This window comes from Microcystis sp. M_QC_C_20170808_M9Col, from assembly GCF_007095495.1.
Classification (GTDB): domain Bacteria; phylum Cyanobacteriota; class Cyanobacteriia; order Cyanobacteriales; family Microcystaceae; genus Microcystis; species Microcystis aeruginosa.
Genome location: NZ_SFBZ01000176.1, coordinates 1 through 14,993 on the forward strand (window position 1 = coordinate 1; position 14,993 = coordinate 14,993).

A 14,993-nucleotide genomic window follows, 5' to 3' on the forward strand; every position below is an offset into this window, starting at 1 on the left:
AACTTAAACTAATAAAACGGAGAGGCTATGGCTTTAGAAACTTTCGGAATTTTTGGGTTAGAAGTATGTTATCTTGGCATCTTGTCTGTTGATTTAGCATAAAGGGTAACGAAGAGCCAAAATAAGCAAGGTAGGGTTGATTCATAGTAGGGTTGATTCATGAATCAACCCAACCCCTGCTAGGGGTTGGGGGGTTGCCTTTTTCCTCGTCTCAACAGGTAATTTAAATACTTGACAGCATCAATGATTGACTGGACTCCCTATCTCGAATCTATCTCGGACTCGGAAAAGTACGCCCAGTGGGAGACATTTTACACCCTCACGGACGTAGAGGGAAAAACACGCCCAGCGAAAACTGCACCTTTGCTAAGGGATTTGTGGGTACAGACGATTGAAAAAGAACCACAAAACCGACAAGAAAGACCAGAAAAAACCGAAAGATTCACAGTTTTAGAAGGTTTACGCAAGTATGCCGCTAATCACGTTCATGTTCTTTTAAAAGGTCGTCCCGGTTCAGGAAAATCGACCGCTTTAGCCAGATTATTATTAGAAGAATCCGTAGCGGTGCAAAGCTTGCGCCTAAATCAACAAAATCAGGCTAAAATCATTCAAATTCCCATTCTCATCGAATTACGCTTGTATGAAACCTCAATTCTTGATTTAATTTTACAATTCCTGAAACGCCATAAATTAATTATTGATAGTAATACCCTAGAAAGTTGGCTGTTAGAAAATCAGAATTTTAGACCATTATTATTATTTGATGGTATCAATGAATTGCCCTCGGAAGCTGCGCGACAGAATTTAAAAAACTTTCGCCAGCAGTATGCAGAAATTTCGATGATTTTCACGACAAGGGATTTAGGCAGCGACGACTTAGATATTGAAAAAAAGCTGGAAATGCTCCCCCTGAGCGAAGCACAGATGCGGGATTTTGTCAAGGTCTATTTGCCCGAAAAAGGCGAAGAAATGCTTAAACAGTTGGGAAATCGTCTCAAGGAATTTGGCCAGACTCCTCTACTTTTGTGGATGCTTTGTTCAGTTTTTGATAATAATCAGAACAAAATTCCTGCTAATTTAGGCTTAGTTTTCCAGATTTTTACAGGAATTTATGACAAGAAATTAAAAGCAGATGTTCCTACTTACCAAGAATCGCGGGATTGGTGGCGAGAATTGCTGCAAGTGTTAGCTTGGAAAATGACCCAAGGGGAGTCAAAAACCGAGATTCAGGTGGCTATTTCCCGAACAGAAGCAGAGGAAGAATTAAGCAAATTTATCAAAAATAAAGGATTCCCAGAATATTACAGTAAGCAGTGGTTAAAGGATTTATTGAAATATCATCTAATTCACCTAGAAGGTAATGATAAAATTGCTTTTCGCCATCAACTGATTCAAGAGTATTACACGGCTGAGGAATTAAAGAAAAAGTTACCCCATCTCAGGGATGAGCAGTTACAGTGGGACTATTTAAATTATCTCAAATGGACGGAACCTATGGCGTTACTGTTGGGGTTATTGGATAATGAAACCCAAGCAAAACGGGTGGTTAAATTAGGGTTAGAGATTGATTTAAAATTAGGAGCGAGGTTAGCAGGAGAAGTCAACTTTAAGTTTCAAAAGCAGACAGTGGGGTTAGTGCTTGGGTTGGATGTACCGAAACGGTTTAAGGTGGAGTTATTGGGATTAACAAAGTCTAATCAAGTTGTTAATGAGTTAAGTCAAGCTTTAAAAGACTCTGATTGGGGTGTTCGTTGGAACGCAGCCGAGGCTTTGGGTAATATTGGCTCGGAAGCAGCTATTCCGGGGTTACTCAAGGCTTTAGAACACTCTGATGATGATGTTCGTATGCGCGCAGCCTTAGCTTTGAGTAAAATTGGCTCGGAAACAGCCATTGCGGAGTTACTCAAGGCTTTAGAACACTCTGATGATGTTCGTATGCGCGCAGCCTTAGCTTTGAGTAAAATTGGCTCGGAAACAGCCATTGCGGAGTTACTCAAGGCTTTAGTATGTTCGTAGTCACGCAGCCTTAGCTTTGGGTAAAATTGGCTCAGAAACAGCCATTACGGGGTTACTCAAGGCTTTAAAAGACTCTAATTCGATTGTTCGTATGTACGCAGCCAAGGCTTTGGGTAAAATTGGCACAGAAACAGCCATCCAGGAGTTACTCAAGGCTTTAGAAGACTCTGATGATTGGTCTGTTCGTAGGAACGCAGCCTTCGCCTTGGCTGAGATTGGCACAGAAACAGCCATTCCGGAGTTACTCAAGGCTTTAGAAGACTCTAATAAAGATGTTCGTATCAAAGCAGCCGAGGCTTTGGGTAAGATTGGCTCGGAAACAGCCATTGCGGGGTTACTCAAGGCTTTAGAAGACTCCTATTCGTATGTTCGTTGGAAGGCAGCCGAGGCTTTGGGTAACATTGGCTCAGAAACAGCCATTCCGGAGTTACTCAAGGCTTTAGAACACTCTGATGATGATGATCGTTGGAACGCAGCCGAGGCTTTGGGTAAGATTGGCTCGGAAACAGCGATTGCGGAGTTACTCAAGGCTTTAGAACACTCTGATGAGGATGTTCGTGGGAACGCAGCCTTAGCTTTGGGTAATATTGGCTCAGAAACAGCCATTACGGGGTTACTCAAGGCTTTAGAAGAATCTAATAAAGATGTTCGTTGGAAGGCAGCCTTCGCTTTAGGTAAGATTGGCTCAGAAACAGCCATTGCGGGGTTACTCAAGGCTTTAAAAGATTCTGATAGTCTTGTTCGTATGTACGCAGCCGAGGCTTTAGGTAAGATTGGCTCGGAAACAGCTATTCCGGGGTTACTCAAGGCTTTAGAATACTCTAATAAAGATGTTCGTAGGAAGGCAGCCGAGGCTTTGGGTAAAATTGGCTCAGAAGCGGCGATGACTGAACTTATCAAATGCCTGAAAAATCCTGATTTTGTCACATTAAATAATGGCGATACTCTCTCTCAAGCTAGAGAAGCACTAGACATAATTCAAAACAAACTTAAATACTATCACCCCCTCCCTGAATCTATTTCTTACTCCACTCAATCCCCAACCTCTGAAACCTCATCTATTACCTATGATTTAAGAGGAGCTACTATTGGCAATTTAGCTCATAATGTGCAAGGAAGCCAACAGAATTATCCCCAGCAACCTAATAACAATAACCCAGAGAAAAAATAACATGGTTCAGCAACTTAATAACACCCAAATCGCCATCAATACTTTATTGAATAAACTCAACGATTCTCTCCCCCAGATCCGCGCTAAAGCTGCCGAAGCTTTGGGCAAAATTGGCAATAGCAGCCTTGCCGACACCTTAGTATCCCATTTAATAGGAGAAAATGATCTTAATGTTCGCATAAATCTGATTCGAGCTTTAGGAGAAATTGGCAATGAATCCGCAATTCCTTATCTAGCTTCCTGCTTATCTGATACTAATCCCGATATTCGGATAATCACGGCGGAATCTCTCGGAAAAATTGGTAGTGAAAAAGCAATATCCTATCTCATTCAATCCCTACAAGATACGGAAGTAAAAGTTCGTGTCACAGCCACAATTGCTTTAGGTGAAATTGGACTAGAAGATGTTATTCCTGATCTAGTAAATGTTTGTTACGATGAAGATGATAGCGTTCGTTTCAGTGCTGTTGATGCCCTCGGTAAAATTGGCTCTCGTTATGCAGTAAACTGATATGAAATTGAGTACAGAATCCCTCGATTTAATTATCAGAACTCTTGCCAAAAGACTATTCACAGACAAGAACCCAAGTATTCGGATTAAAGCCGCTCAATCCTTATTTTGATCCCCCTAAATCCCCCTTGAAAAGGGGGAATTGAATTCGACGTATCGCTTTCATTCAGAGAAATGTTCTCAGTTTTGCCATTATGGATGCTATAATTAGGGCTTGCTGAATAAATGTGAAATGTAGGCAAGATAGGGGTTTTGTGGCTTTTCTTGCGAAACAGGTGCAAGATTTTGAGAGAATCGTGCTTCAAAACCTTGCGTCTTCATCGGCCCGCGTCCTGTAGGGGCGAAGCATTTGGGCATAACCTATCGGTGAAACCGGAGATTTTCTATCCGAATGCTTCGCCCGTACTTTTTGCCGCAAACCCTAATTCTCATCAGTAATCTTCAATCTTTTAATCCTATGTCAGAAACTCCTAAATATGACCTTCGTGGAGCAAATATTGCTAACTTTGCCGATACGGTGCAAGGAGATCAAAAAGCAGTTCAACATAATTACGCCACACCCCAAAATTTAGCTGAAGCCGCCCAAGAAATCCAACAACTTATCAGCCAACTTACCCAAACTTATCCCACTAATACCGAAATTGAAAAACAAACTTTTGTCGCACAAGTTGACGCAGAAATCAAGAAAAATTCTCGCTTAAGAAGCATTTTAATCACGGGAGGAATTGAATTAATTAAAGTTCTCTGTCCTCCCCTCGGTATTCCCATTGAAATGGGTAAAAAATGGCTAGAAACTGCTAATTTAAGTGAGTAAACCTAGAGGTTTAATAATCTTCTAATGATACAAATCCCGAAGTCCGCCGCTGATGCGTTTCATTTTTGAATTAGCACAATTATAACCATAAGTCAAGCTTTTTTGATGATAATTAACTTTTTTGTTGGTGATATTTTGACCTTGTTCTGGTATTGGAGATAACCAGTATTTCTATTCTAATAAAGCATCTTTAATTGTTGTTAAAACTTTGCTATCTTTGACCATCCAAGCATGGAGCAATACGGGAATCGAAATTTCTTTACCCACCGATAAACGGGAACTATGGGCAGGAAATATCATTAAATCGTAGGGAGTCCAGATAATTGTGGTTTTAATTTTATTTAAAATTTGTTGACAATCTTGATTTAAATCCTCTAGAAATTGACTCCCGGGCTGCATTTGTCTAATCCCATCTAAGGGTAAACTATACGCGGTTAACGTGCCTCGATTCGGAGCAGAAATATTTAGGTAACGTTGCACTCTTTCCACTCCTCCCAATCTTTGCAGGTAGTAGCGGGTAATTAATCCTCCCATACTAAACCCAATCAGATCTACTTTCTGCTCTTTAGCAAAGTTTTTCTCGATATAATTGTCCACCTGACCGGCTAAAACTTCTAACTTTTTGTAACCATGATTGGGAATTAGATTAAAACTATGCACCTGCCAACCATGATAGTTTAAATACTCGCTCATCGGTTTAAAAACAGCAGTAGTGTCCAGAAAACCATGCACCAAAACAACGGGATTCATAGATGAGATTTTATCCTTAAATTCTGAATCTATTCTAACGAATGATCGGGGTAATGAGCGAAAAATTTTGGGGAAGAGCCTATCTACTAGGTACGGCTACCGGCAACTTCTAAGGATTAGGGAAAAAACCAAAAAGTTTAGCGGCACCTCCTAAAATAGCGACCACCAATGCTATCAGAATCCCTCGATTGGTGAATTCCTGATAGGCAACCCTTGCAGTTAATCCATTGATTTTTTCGTCTAAAGCTTTAATATCTCCCTTGAGTTCGGCCTGTCCTATTTCTACTTTAGTTAACCGGTCTTCTACCTTGTCAAATCTCTCATCAATACGGTTTTCCAGAGAGTCGATTTTCTCATCAATACGTTTTTCCAGAGAGTCGATTTTCTCGTCAATACGTTTTTCCAGAGAGTCGATTTTCTCGTCAAGGCGTTTTTCCAGAGAGTCGATTTTCCCCTCAATCCTTGTCAGGACAGCTTCTAGGGAATAAGTGACAGTTTCGTTAGACATTTTAAGCAACTCCAAAAGTCAAATCTTCAGGGGTAAATACTGGAGGCTATATTTTACGGAAAAATCAGGGGTCTATAGGCGGACACGGATTCCCATTATAAGAAAATTATAAGTCAAGACTTGAGTTTTTGTCAAGCTTTTTTTTGACGGCAATCAATGGCAAGAATTTCGGGGAAGTATTTAGCCACCGATGCCTAACCGTCCCGCTAAACTAGGGCTTAAAGGAATCAGAGTCGCCAACATTAAAAAGAGTAGTAATAAACCCCAACCGGCGCGGGTGTCATCGGGTTCGGTTAACTCGTTTAAACTAGGTCTTTCCAACTCTCTTTGTAAAAAAGCGACTAAAATTGTCCAATAGAGAGGAATCGGATTACTGGGATTAACTAAGGAAATAATGCCCAAAATGACCAAAGTGGCCACAGTGGTGCGGCGGGCAATTTTGCGACCATAAATAGCCTGAACAATTCTGCCACCATCTAACTGTCCAGCAGGCAGTAAATTAAGGGCGGTAATCACCAATCCTAACCAACCGATAACAGTTAAAGGATGCACGGAGATAACGGCATTTTGTAACTCGTCGCCCAGAACTATCCGCGCTAAAAAACTCACTAAAATTGAACTTTGGAAAAAGGTACTAGGGATTTGAAAAAGGCTGGCCGAATTAGATAAAGTCAGTCCAACGATTAACAAGATTAAAGAAACCAAACCTCCCAAAGCAGGACCAGCGAAAGCTATATCAAATAGGACACTGCGGTTAGGTAATAAAGATTCAAAACGAGTAATCGCCCCAAAAGAACCAATCTGCCAAGTGGGAAGAAAATAGGGTAAACTGAGACGAACATTATGGCGTTTAGCGATAATTAGATGACCGATTTCGTGGGCAATTAATACCGACCATAAACCCAAACTCAGGGGAATTGCTTCTCGATATCTCTGCCAATTACTAAACAAATCAAAACCTAATAAAATTCCAGCCGCTTCTAAGCTAGTGACAATGGTGGCTACTAACAAAACTAAAGAGAGATTTTTTTGAGCAAGAGTGGCAGGACTAGGATCGTTAGTTTTGGGAAGGATAATTACCACAGGTTTTTCCTCGGTTCCTTCCACCAGAAATAAACGATATTTATCGCCAAAATTATTACTTAATTTCTGGGTTAAGCGCGAGTGAACTAGATCCGGTTCTCCCCGTAAATTGCCTTTAAAAATTGCCCCTTCCTGAAAAGAGATAGTTTCGGTGGCAAAAAAAGTATCTATCCCAAAAATACTCTGAATAACTTTTAAATCCTCTTCGGGAATTGGCATCACATCCGGCACAATTGCTGTCACCGCTGCCGGGATTTCTAGAGGAGTAACGGACTGGCTAACTGCCTGGTTAACTTTCGGTTCAATTATCTGATTGGTTTTGAGTAAGCGTAAACGGTTGCCCAAATAAATATAGATAATGGTGGAAGCAACCAGTAAAAAGAGAATTACCGCTAGATTGAGATAAATTCCCGCCGCAAATAGCCCGAAAAAAATTAACCAAGGAGCAATTAGTACCAAGGATTGTAACCAAGGTAAAATTCCCAGTTGGCCGTAGGGTTTAGCTCGATAAAAACTCCAAGTCAAGATAGCACCAGCGACGAGGAAAATAACAGCGATCGCAGCAATTTCCGAAGAAATATTAACCATAGGAAAGTCAAAATCAATAGGTTTTTATCAATCAATTTGATTATAAGCTTGCAGGGCAGCCCGTAATTGACCCCGATGCTTTTGTAACAATTCTTGTCCTGGGGCCGCCGAAAGTCCCGTTTTCTGCATTAACAAAGCCAGTTTAACCCGGCGGCCACTTTTTTCCAGTAAAATAGCCGCTTCCTCGCGACTAACATCGGTAAGGTGGCAGATAATTCGCAGGGCGCGGTCATGGAGTTTATGATTAGTAACTGCCACATCGACCATCTGGTTGCCGTAAACCTTGCCTAACATGACCATTGTCCCTGTGGAAAGGATATTTAAAGCCATTTTCGTCACCGTTCCCGCTTTCAGACGGGTGGAGCCGGCCAGAAGTTCTGGTCCAGTCAATAACCGGATATCCACATCCACCGCGATCTCCACCTGTTCGGCGGGGACACAACTAATAGCAATCGTCGTCGCACCCCGCTGTTTTGCCGCCCGTAAAGCCCCATGAACGTAGGGGGTTGTCCCCCCGGCGGTAATCCCCACTACCACGTCTAATTCGTGAATTTCTCGCTGGGCAATAATCGCCGCCCCATCTTCCGCTTTATCCTCCAAATCTTCGGAACTACGCACCAGCGCCGCCGCTCCACCGGCGATAATTCCCTGTACCAATTCCGGGGGAGTGCAGAAGGTGGGGGGACATTCGGCCGCGTCCAAAACCCCCAGCCGGCCACTGGTTCCTGCTCCAATGTAAAAGAGTCTGCCACCTTTGGCCAGAGCTTGACTGGTCAGGGAGATTGCTAGGGCCAATTCTTGCCGGGCCATGGCGATCGCTTTTAGGGTTTGGGCATCCTCGCGATTGAAGAGATCCACCAATTCGAGCGGGTTTAATTGGTCTAAATTTAGGCTGTTTGGGTTAATTTGTTCGGTTAACAGGTGTCCTCTGCTTTCCCACTGTTCCATAACGGTTTAATTGAGCTTTTTGTAAGATTATTTTTAGTATATAGCGAATCGGTGGGCTAAAAGCTTGACAATTGCACCCTAGATATTAGATAATAGTAAATTGTGTCAATTCCTGCTCGGATCAGGTGAAGACATTAGCACAAAAGCTGGAATTTTTTTCAGCTACCTGTACGGCAAAACGAGCGCAGAAAATTTATGAGTTACGCGATTATTGAGACCGGTGGCAAACAGATTCGGGTGGAACCAGGTCGCTATTACGATATCGAACTTCTTCCCGTCGATGAACAAAGTACCCATACCATCGACAAAGTGCTATTAATCCATGATGAGGATGATATTAGCATCGGTCAGCCCTTTATCGAAGGGGCCACCGTCGAAGGCACTGTCATGCAACATCGTCGGGGCAAAAAAGTTATTGTTTATAAAATGCGCCCGAAAAAGAAAACCCGTAAAAAACGCGGTCATCGTCAAGAAATTACCCGTTTTATGATTGATTCAATCAATTATAACGGTAAAACCCTAGTCGCCACTGCTGCTACCTCCGTCGCTGAAGTTGTAGAAGATAGTAGCGATGAAGAAGAATAACTTTTAGAATCAAAAAAGCATTTGGAGAGAAATTATGGCTCATAAGAAAGGTACGGGTAGTACCCGCAACGGACGCGATTCTCGTTCCCAGAGACTAGGCGTTAAGCGCTACGGTGGTCAAGTGGTAAAAGCGGGAAATATTCTCATCCGTCAACGGGGTACTAAAGTTCACCCGGGTAAAAATGTTGGTCGTGGTGGCGATGATACTTTATTCGCTTTAATTGATGGTGTGGTCAAATTTGAATACAAGGATAAAAGTCGCCGTCAAGTTAGCGTTTATCCTGCTGAAGTTAGCGCCAGTTAATCGACTCTCTCGACATCATGGTGTCAATTGCGCCCCGACATTACTACATATTAGTTGTTCTGTGGGGGCGTAGGACTCAAGCACTCCTCACCCCCGCTACTCTTGGTGCAGCTTCAAACCTCAAGGGCAAACTAAAACCCTCCCAATCCAGCGAAAAAGAAACCACAAAAGTAGGCTAAATTGCCCGATAAATATGACAAATGCCCCGCAACTATTCCGGGTCTGTTTCCCTTGACAATACTTCTTGTAGTTGTGGTACTAAGGTCGGCAAATCTTCTCGAATTGTTGCCCAAATTCTACTTAAATTAACTTGAAAATATTCGTGAGTTGCAACATTTCTCATTCCTGCCATTAAACGCCAAGGAATCAGAGGATAGCGAGACTGAATTTCCTTCGGTATATTTCTAGTTGCTTCTCCGATAATAATAAAATCATAGAGAACCGCTTTGATATTTGTTTGATTCTTGGCAAATTCCTCAAACGTCATTGCCTTTGTTTGCTGTTCAATTTCACTGATAGATTCTAAAATGTCTTGAAGGCGAAGTCGCCAATCTCTAGAAGGCATTGATCAGATCCTCAAGCACAGGTTCCCGTAAATGTTCTCTTAAGGCATCCTGAGTTCCTAAATCCACAGAGCATCCCAGAATATCTTCTAAATAATACTGTACTTGCAGAAGTTGAAAAAAACCACCTTGTCGATCGAATTCTACTAACAAATCTACATCACTATCGGCATCAGCTTCATCCCTGGCTACTGAACCAAATAAAGACAAAGATTTCACCCCTAGTTTTTGTAACTGTTCTCGGTGTGCCTCTAGAATTGCCAGCACCTCGTCCCGTTTCATCTGGTGTGTCTTTGAACCTGCCATCAATATTATAGCTTTGTCGGTGCAACCCTTAAACTGAAGCTGAAATCTTCCAAATCTACAAAACAAACTAATCACTGAAAACTCACATCTGATCACTGATCACTGATCACTGATTAAGCTGTAGCTTCTAAAAATACGCCTAAATTGCGGAATTTTTGATAACGAGATTCGCGCCGTTGTTGGGGTGTTAACAAAGATAAAGCCTCTAAATTTTCACTAATAGCGGCTTTTAAATTGGCTGCCGCTTTAATCGGATCAGCATGGGCTCCTCTGGAGGGTTCAGAAATGATCTGATCGATAATATTTAACTCTTTCAAATCTTTTGAGGTAATTTTGAGGGCAACTGCTGCTTTATCGGATTTTTTGGCATCTTTCCAGAGAATGGCGGCACAAGCTTCGGGAGTCGCCACGGTATAGACAGAATGCTCTAACATTAACAGGCGATCGCCGACACCAATGCCCAAAGCGCCGCCCGAACCACCTTCGCCAATAACAGTACAAATGATCGGCACATCTAAACGGAACATCTCCCGGAGGTTATAGGCGATCGCTTCTCCTTGACCTAATTTTTCCGCTTCCACCCCCGCCCAGGCGCCGGGGGTATCAATAAAGGTTAAAATTGGCTGATTAAACTGATGGGCGTGTTCCATTAAACGCATGGCTTTACGATAACCCCCGGGGGCAGCCATGCCGAAATTTCTAGCCACATTATCCTTAGTATCCCGGCCTTTTTGATGCCCGATAATCACCACGGGACGACCGTTAAAACGGGCAACACCACCCACAAGAGCGGGATCGTCGTAACCACCGCGATCACCGTGTAACTCGAACCATTCATCGGTGATTGCTTGAATATAGTCTAGGGTACTGGGGCGCCGGGGATGACGGGCTAATTGTAGCCTTTGGGAAGGGGTGAGATTGCTAAAAATTTCACGACGTAATTGATTAGCTCGTTCGTCTAGTTGACTAATTTGTTCCGAGACATCTACGCCATTTTCTTGGGCTAATTCTTTAATCTGTTCGATGCGAGATTCTAATTCGTAGAGGGGTTTCTCAAAATCTAGGAGAAAAATCTTTTTCTCGGTAGTCTCGTTTTTAGTCATAGGTTAGTGGCTAGAAGTTTACTTGAAGCTAAGTAGGTAGGCGTTAAAAATTATCAAATACCCCCCTTGTCAAGGGGGGATTAAGGGGGGATCCCCCCGCCTATCGGCACCCCCCTTATCAAGGGGGGCAGGGGGGATCAGAGGCAAAATCTATCTTCAATTTAATTATAACTACTTACTTAATCTTTTCTAGCTTACCGTTTTTCAGCGATCGATTATCGGCAGCTTCGGGATTACCCGGAGATAATTCCAGATTATCGATCGAATTTTGTCAATTGTTGTATAATGATAGATCGTGCCTTTTTCACCCCAAGGAGGATTAGTTATGGCAGGAAGTGAACTAAAAGCGGATCTATGGGTTAACGAATATATTACCCCCTGGGACATTTATAGTCATGGGGTTTCGCGGATTTTAGCCTACAAAAAAACCGCTTTTCAGGAGATGTATATTGTTGAATCGGGGGCCTATGGAAAAGCCTTGGTACTGGATGGGAAATGGCAATCTTGTACGGGGGATGAATTTATTTATCATGAAGCATTAGTGCAACCGGCAATGATTGCCCACCAAGAACCAAAAACTGCTTTAATTTTGGGAGGTGGTGAAGGTGCGACAACGCGGGAGTTATTGCGTTGGAAAACAATCGAAAAAGTGATGATGATCGATATCGATGGGGATGTGGTAGAAGCTTGTAAGGAACATCTTCCCGAAATGCACCAAGGCACTTTTGATGATCCTCGTTTTGAGTTAGTTGTGGCCGATGCTTTAGAGGTTTTAGACACCACTAACGATCAATGGGATATTATTATCTCCGATCTGGTTGATCCCATCGAAGAGGGTCCTTCTTTCCCCCTATTCACGAAAGAATACTTTGAAAAACTACAAAGAGTTTTGGCCGAAAATGGCATTGTGGTTGTCCAATCTGGCCCGGTTTCTCCTCCTTCGGTGATGTATCATGCGCGTTTGGTGAATACTTTAAAAGCAGTTTTTCCCTACGTTCATTCCTATTGCGCTCCCACTCCTAGTTATGGTTCCCCTTGGGGTTTTACTCTCTGTGCTAATCATCCTTTAAATACTCGTCCCGATCCGGACGTGGTAGATGAATTAATCAGCGATACAACTACGGGAGGATTACGTTTAATTGATGGCATGAGTTTACTAGGAATGTTACAAACTCCTCTCTATATTCGTCAAGCAATCGCACAAAATACGGAAGTTTATACCCTGGCAAAACCCCCGAAATTCTTCGGTCAAGGAGTAATCAGTAATCAGTAATCAGTTATCAGTTATCAGTTATCAGCTATCAGTAAATAAGGGTTATAACTAGAAATCGATCGAGTCTTCATGATTAAGAATTGTTTGCAGTATTTCTAGGGGAACAGTAGCAAAGTATTGCTGGAGAAAGTTCTCTAGAGCTACCGCTTCTAGAAATTGCTCAATCTTATTAATTTTTGCCTCATGATTGACTAATTCAAAGGATAAATTTTCTTGATTTTTCTTGACTTTAAAGCCATTTTCTGCTAGGGAAATTAATCCTAATTCTAGGGTATGATAACTGAGGTTTAAGCGGTTTTGTAATTGTTGACAGGAAATGCTGGTTTTAGTTCTAGCTAAATATTTCCCGATCCCGACAAGGTTTATCCATGTGGTGTGAGCGGATTTTTTCAAAGGACTAGCATAGGCAAGAACTAACTTTTTATCCCGTAAAATTGCCTGTTGATATTCCCTAGAAAGTTTTGTCCAATCCCGGGGACATTCCCAGAGAAAAAGGGGATTTAATTGGCTAACTTCTTGACTAATTTCTCGATGGCGATTGTCGATTAAAAAATCTTTTTTATTGCTATAGGTTAGGGATTCTTGTTGATAGGGATGCAAGGCAATTAAGCGCACTTCATAGCGATTTTTGTAGGTATTAAAATCTAATTCGACTACGGCATCATAACGGGTATCGGCAGCAATTTCGTCTTTGTGATGACCCCACCACATACCGGGGAAACCCCGCTCGATTGAACTATCCCAGATCTCAAAAGTTGTCCGGGGATAAGCAATTTTTCTGCCTTTGAAATCCTCAAGATTTTTATGCCAAAGATTGTGAAAATAACAATTTTGAATTAATAGCTTCGGTGTCGGATTACCCATCCCGCAGGGTTCTAGTAATTTTAATTCTCGAAATAGACTTTTTCCCAATTGGGAAACCGTCACCACCGCAGCCACTTCTATCTCGGAAGAAAGGGAAGTTAAATCAATTCCTGTGCGTCGCAACTGTTGATTAATCCCCTCAATAAATAGGGGTAAATTTTCTATAGTTAAACTTAAACCTGCGGCCAAAGGATGACCACCAAAACGATGTAAAAGATGGGATTGAGAGGATACTAATTGATAAAGATCGATCTCGCGAATTGACCGAGCGGAACCCTTAGCAAAAGGTGGTTCACTGGTACTTAATAAAATTGTCGGTCGCTGGTATTCTTGGGCGATTTGTCCCGCAACTAATCCTAAAATTCCCGCCATCCATTGGGGATCATCTAAAATAATTACATTAGTGGTGGAAAGATCAATTCTTTCTAGTTTTTTCTGAACTTGTTTAATAATATCCCGTTGGATTTCTTGGCGACGAATATTGGCCAATTCCGCTTGTTCAGCTAATTCTTGACAACGTTTTTCATCTTCACTGGTAAGTAATTCTACACAAAATCTGGCATCGCCATAAATGCGACTGACGGCATTAATGCGCGGTCCAATACCGAAGGATATATCCAGGGGTCTATCTCCGGTTTTGTTACATAAATCCAGTAATTTTTTAACTCCCAAACGCTGAGTATTTTGCAGTTTTTTAAGACCTTTTTGGGCTAAATAACGACATTCTCCCGTCAATTTGACTAAATCGGCAATTAAACCAATCGCAACTAAATCGAGTAAATTTTCTAGGGGTTTTCTGGGAATATCTCCTAGGGTTAAATACATCGCTTCCACTAATTTATAAGCAACGGCAACCCCAGAAAGATGATAGAAAGGATGGGTTTCCACAAAGTAGCGGGGATTAATCAGGGCAATCACCTCGGGGCGCTCGTCGGGTAGGGTATGATGATCGGTGATGATAATATCGATTCCTAGACTGTTTGCATAGTCAATTTCGGCGATATTCGTGCTTCCCGTGTCACAGGTGACGATTAAACTGGTTCCTTGATGCGCTAGTTTCTCGATACCGGGACAATTGAGGCCGTGGGATTCTTTTTGGCGATCGGGTATGTAATAATCTAACTGTTGATCAGCTGGGAAAAACTGCCCCAATCCTTCCCAGAGGACAGTGGTAGCGGTGACACCATCGGCATCGAAATCCCCCCAAATAGTCACTTTTTCGCCTTTATTTAGGGCTTTTTCCAGTCTTTTGACGGCAAAGTTCATTTCTTGCCCAAAATCAAAGGGAGTTTTTGACTGATAAGCTTTCTCATCCAGAAACGTCCCCAGAGTCGCCATATCCCGGACACCGCGATGCCATAATATTTGTGCCACGACGCTGCCATCCGACTCTGGGGTGTAGTCTTGGACTATTTTTAAAAACTCTTGGGGAAGCTCTACCGATGGGGGAATTTGCCAGCTAGACACGGGATATCAAGGAAAAAGTAAAAAAGGTGGCAGTTTTTGTGATTTTCCCTATCTCCATTTAGGGCTTGCTGAATAAATGTGAAATGTAGGCAAGGTAAGGGTTTTGTGGCTTTACGAGCGAAACAGGTGCAAGATTTTG

13 protein-coding genes and 2 pseudogenes are annotated in these 14,993 nt (G+C 42.2%); 7 read left to right on the forward strand and 8 right to left on the reverse strand.

The features are described from left to right. Positions 1-243 precede the first annotated feature (243 nt). The 3 genes and pseudogenes from EWV68_RS10485 (at position 244) to EWV68_RS10495 (ending at position 4,512) form a co-directional block, all read left to right on the forward strand. Positions 244-3,187 (forward strand): annotated as a pseudogene (locus EWV68_RS10485) (HEAT repeat domain-containing protein). Between the two features lies 1 nt (position 3,188). After that, complete coding sequence (locus EWV68_RS10490; RefSeq protein ID WP_061430525.1) at positions 3,189-3,698, forward strand: HEAT repeat domain-containing protein; 510 nt, start codon at positions 3,189-3,191, stop codon at positions 3,696-3,698. 391 nt (positions 3,699-4,089) lie between these two features. Further along, positions 4,090-4,512 carry a hypothetical protein gene (locus tag EWV68_RS10495; RefSeq protein WP_287169740.1) on the forward strand — a complete coding sequence of 141 codons (423 nt, stop codon included), beginning with the start codon at positions 4,090-4,092 and terminating at the stop codon, positions 4,510-4,512. Between the two features lie 171 nt (positions 4,513-4,683). On the opposite strand, the gene EWV68_RS10500 is transcribed toward EWV68_RS10495, so the two are convergent. The 4 genes from EWV68_RS10500 to murQ all read right to left on the reverse strand — a co-directional run bounded on the left by EWV68_RS10500 (position 4,684) and on the right by murQ (position 8,389). Next, entirely contained in the window at positions 4,684-5,262 is a 579-nt protein-coding gene (locus EWV68_RS10500; protein WP_287169741.1) for an esterase/lipase family protein, read from the reverse strand. 109 nt (positions 5,263-5,371) lie between these two features. Next, on the reverse strand, positions 5,372-5,770 hold the full coding sequence (locus EWV68_RS10505) for a DUF4164 domain-containing protein (RefSeq protein WP_004163221.1): 399 nt from the start codon (positions 5,768-5,770) through the stop codon (positions 5,372-5,374). Positions 5,771-5,950: 180 nt separating this feature from the next. Further along, positions 5,951-7,441 carry a site-2 protease family protein gene (locus tag EWV68_RS10510; RefSeq protein WP_287169742.1) on the reverse strand — a complete coding sequence of 497 codons (1,491 nt, stop codon included), beginning with the start codon at positions 7,439-7,441 and terminating at the stop codon, positions 5,951-5,953. A 27-nt stretch (positions 7,442-7,468) separates the two neighbouring features. Then, on the reverse strand, positions 7,469-8,389 hold the full coding sequence (murQ, locus tag EWV68_RS10515) for an N-acetylmuramic acid 6-phosphate etherase (RefSeq protein WP_287169743.1): 921 nt from the start codon (positions 8,387-8,389) through the stop codon (positions 7,469-7,471). A 195-nt stretch (positions 8,390-8,584) separates the two neighbouring features. On the opposite strand from murQ, the gene rplU reads away from it, so the two are divergent. The 3 genes and pseudogenes from rplU to EWV68_RS10530 form a co-directional block, all read left to right on the forward strand. Then, the gene (gene rplU / locus EWV68_RS10520; RefSeq protein ID WP_149989476.1) at positions 8,585-8,974 is read left to right on the forward strand and encodes a 50S ribosomal protein L21; all 390 of its coding nucleotides are present in this window, start codon (positions 8,585-8,587) and stop codon (positions 8,972-8,974) included. 34 nt (positions 8,975-9,008) lie between these two features. After that, positions 9,009-9,278 (forward strand): 50S ribosomal protein L27, encoded by a 270-nt coding sequence (gene rpmA, locus EWV68_RS10525; RefSeq protein ID WP_002744094.1) that lies wholly within the window; start codon positions 9,009-9,011, stop codon positions 9,276-9,278. Between the two features lie 83 nt (positions 9,279-9,361). Beyond that, a pseudogene (locus EWV68_RS10530) lies at positions 9,362-9,457 on the forward strand (PEP-CTERM sorting domain-containing protein); the annotation flags it as partial. A 32-nt stretch (positions 9,458-9,489) separates the two neighbouring features. Here the strand turns inward: EWV68_RS10530 and EWV68_RS10535 are convergent. The 3 genes from EWV68_RS10535 to accA form a co-directional block, all read right to left on the reverse strand. Further along, positions 9,490-9,843, reverse strand: a complete 354-nt coding sequence (locus tag EWV68_RS10535; RefSeq protein ID WP_287169744.1) for a HepT-like ribonuclease domain-containing protein — start codon at positions 9,841-9,843, stop codon at positions 9,490-9,492. Then, the gene (locus tag EWV68_RS10540; RefSeq protein WP_002736589.1) at positions 9,833-10,123 is read right to left on the reverse strand and encodes a nucleotidyltransferase family protein; all 291 of its coding nucleotides are present in this window, start codon (positions 10,121-10,123) and stop codon (positions 9,833-9,835) included. Before EWV68_RS10540 ends, EWV68_RS10535 begins: the two co-directional genes overlap by 11 nt. Before the next feature lie 137 nt (positions 10,124-10,260). Continuing rightward, positions 10,261-11,250: an acetyl-CoA carboxylase carboxyl transferase subunit alpha gene (accA, locus tag EWV68_RS10545; protein WP_061430530.1), complete on the reverse strand. Its 990-nt coding sequence runs from the start codon at positions 11,248-11,250 to the stop codon at positions 10,261-10,263. Between the two features lie 325 nt (positions 11,251-11,575). Here accA and EWV68_RS10550 point away from each other — a divergent pair, with 325 nt between their 5' ends. Further along, positions 11,576-12,523, forward strand: coding sequence for a fused MFS/spermidine synthase (locus EWV68_RS10550; protein WP_287169751.1), 948 nt, complete (start codon positions 11,576-11,578; stop codon positions 12,521-12,523). A gap of 48 nt (positions 12,524-12,571) precedes the next feature. Here EWV68_RS10550 and recJ read toward each other — a convergent pair whose 3' ends face one another. Then, a complete protein-coding gene (recJ, locus tag EWV68_RS10555) occupies positions 12,572-14,854 on the reverse strand; it encodes a single-stranded-DNA-specific exonuclease RecJ (RefSeq protein WP_287169745.1) in 2,283 nt (760 codons plus the stop codon). Between the last annotated feature and the right edge of the window lie 139 nt (positions 14,855-14,993).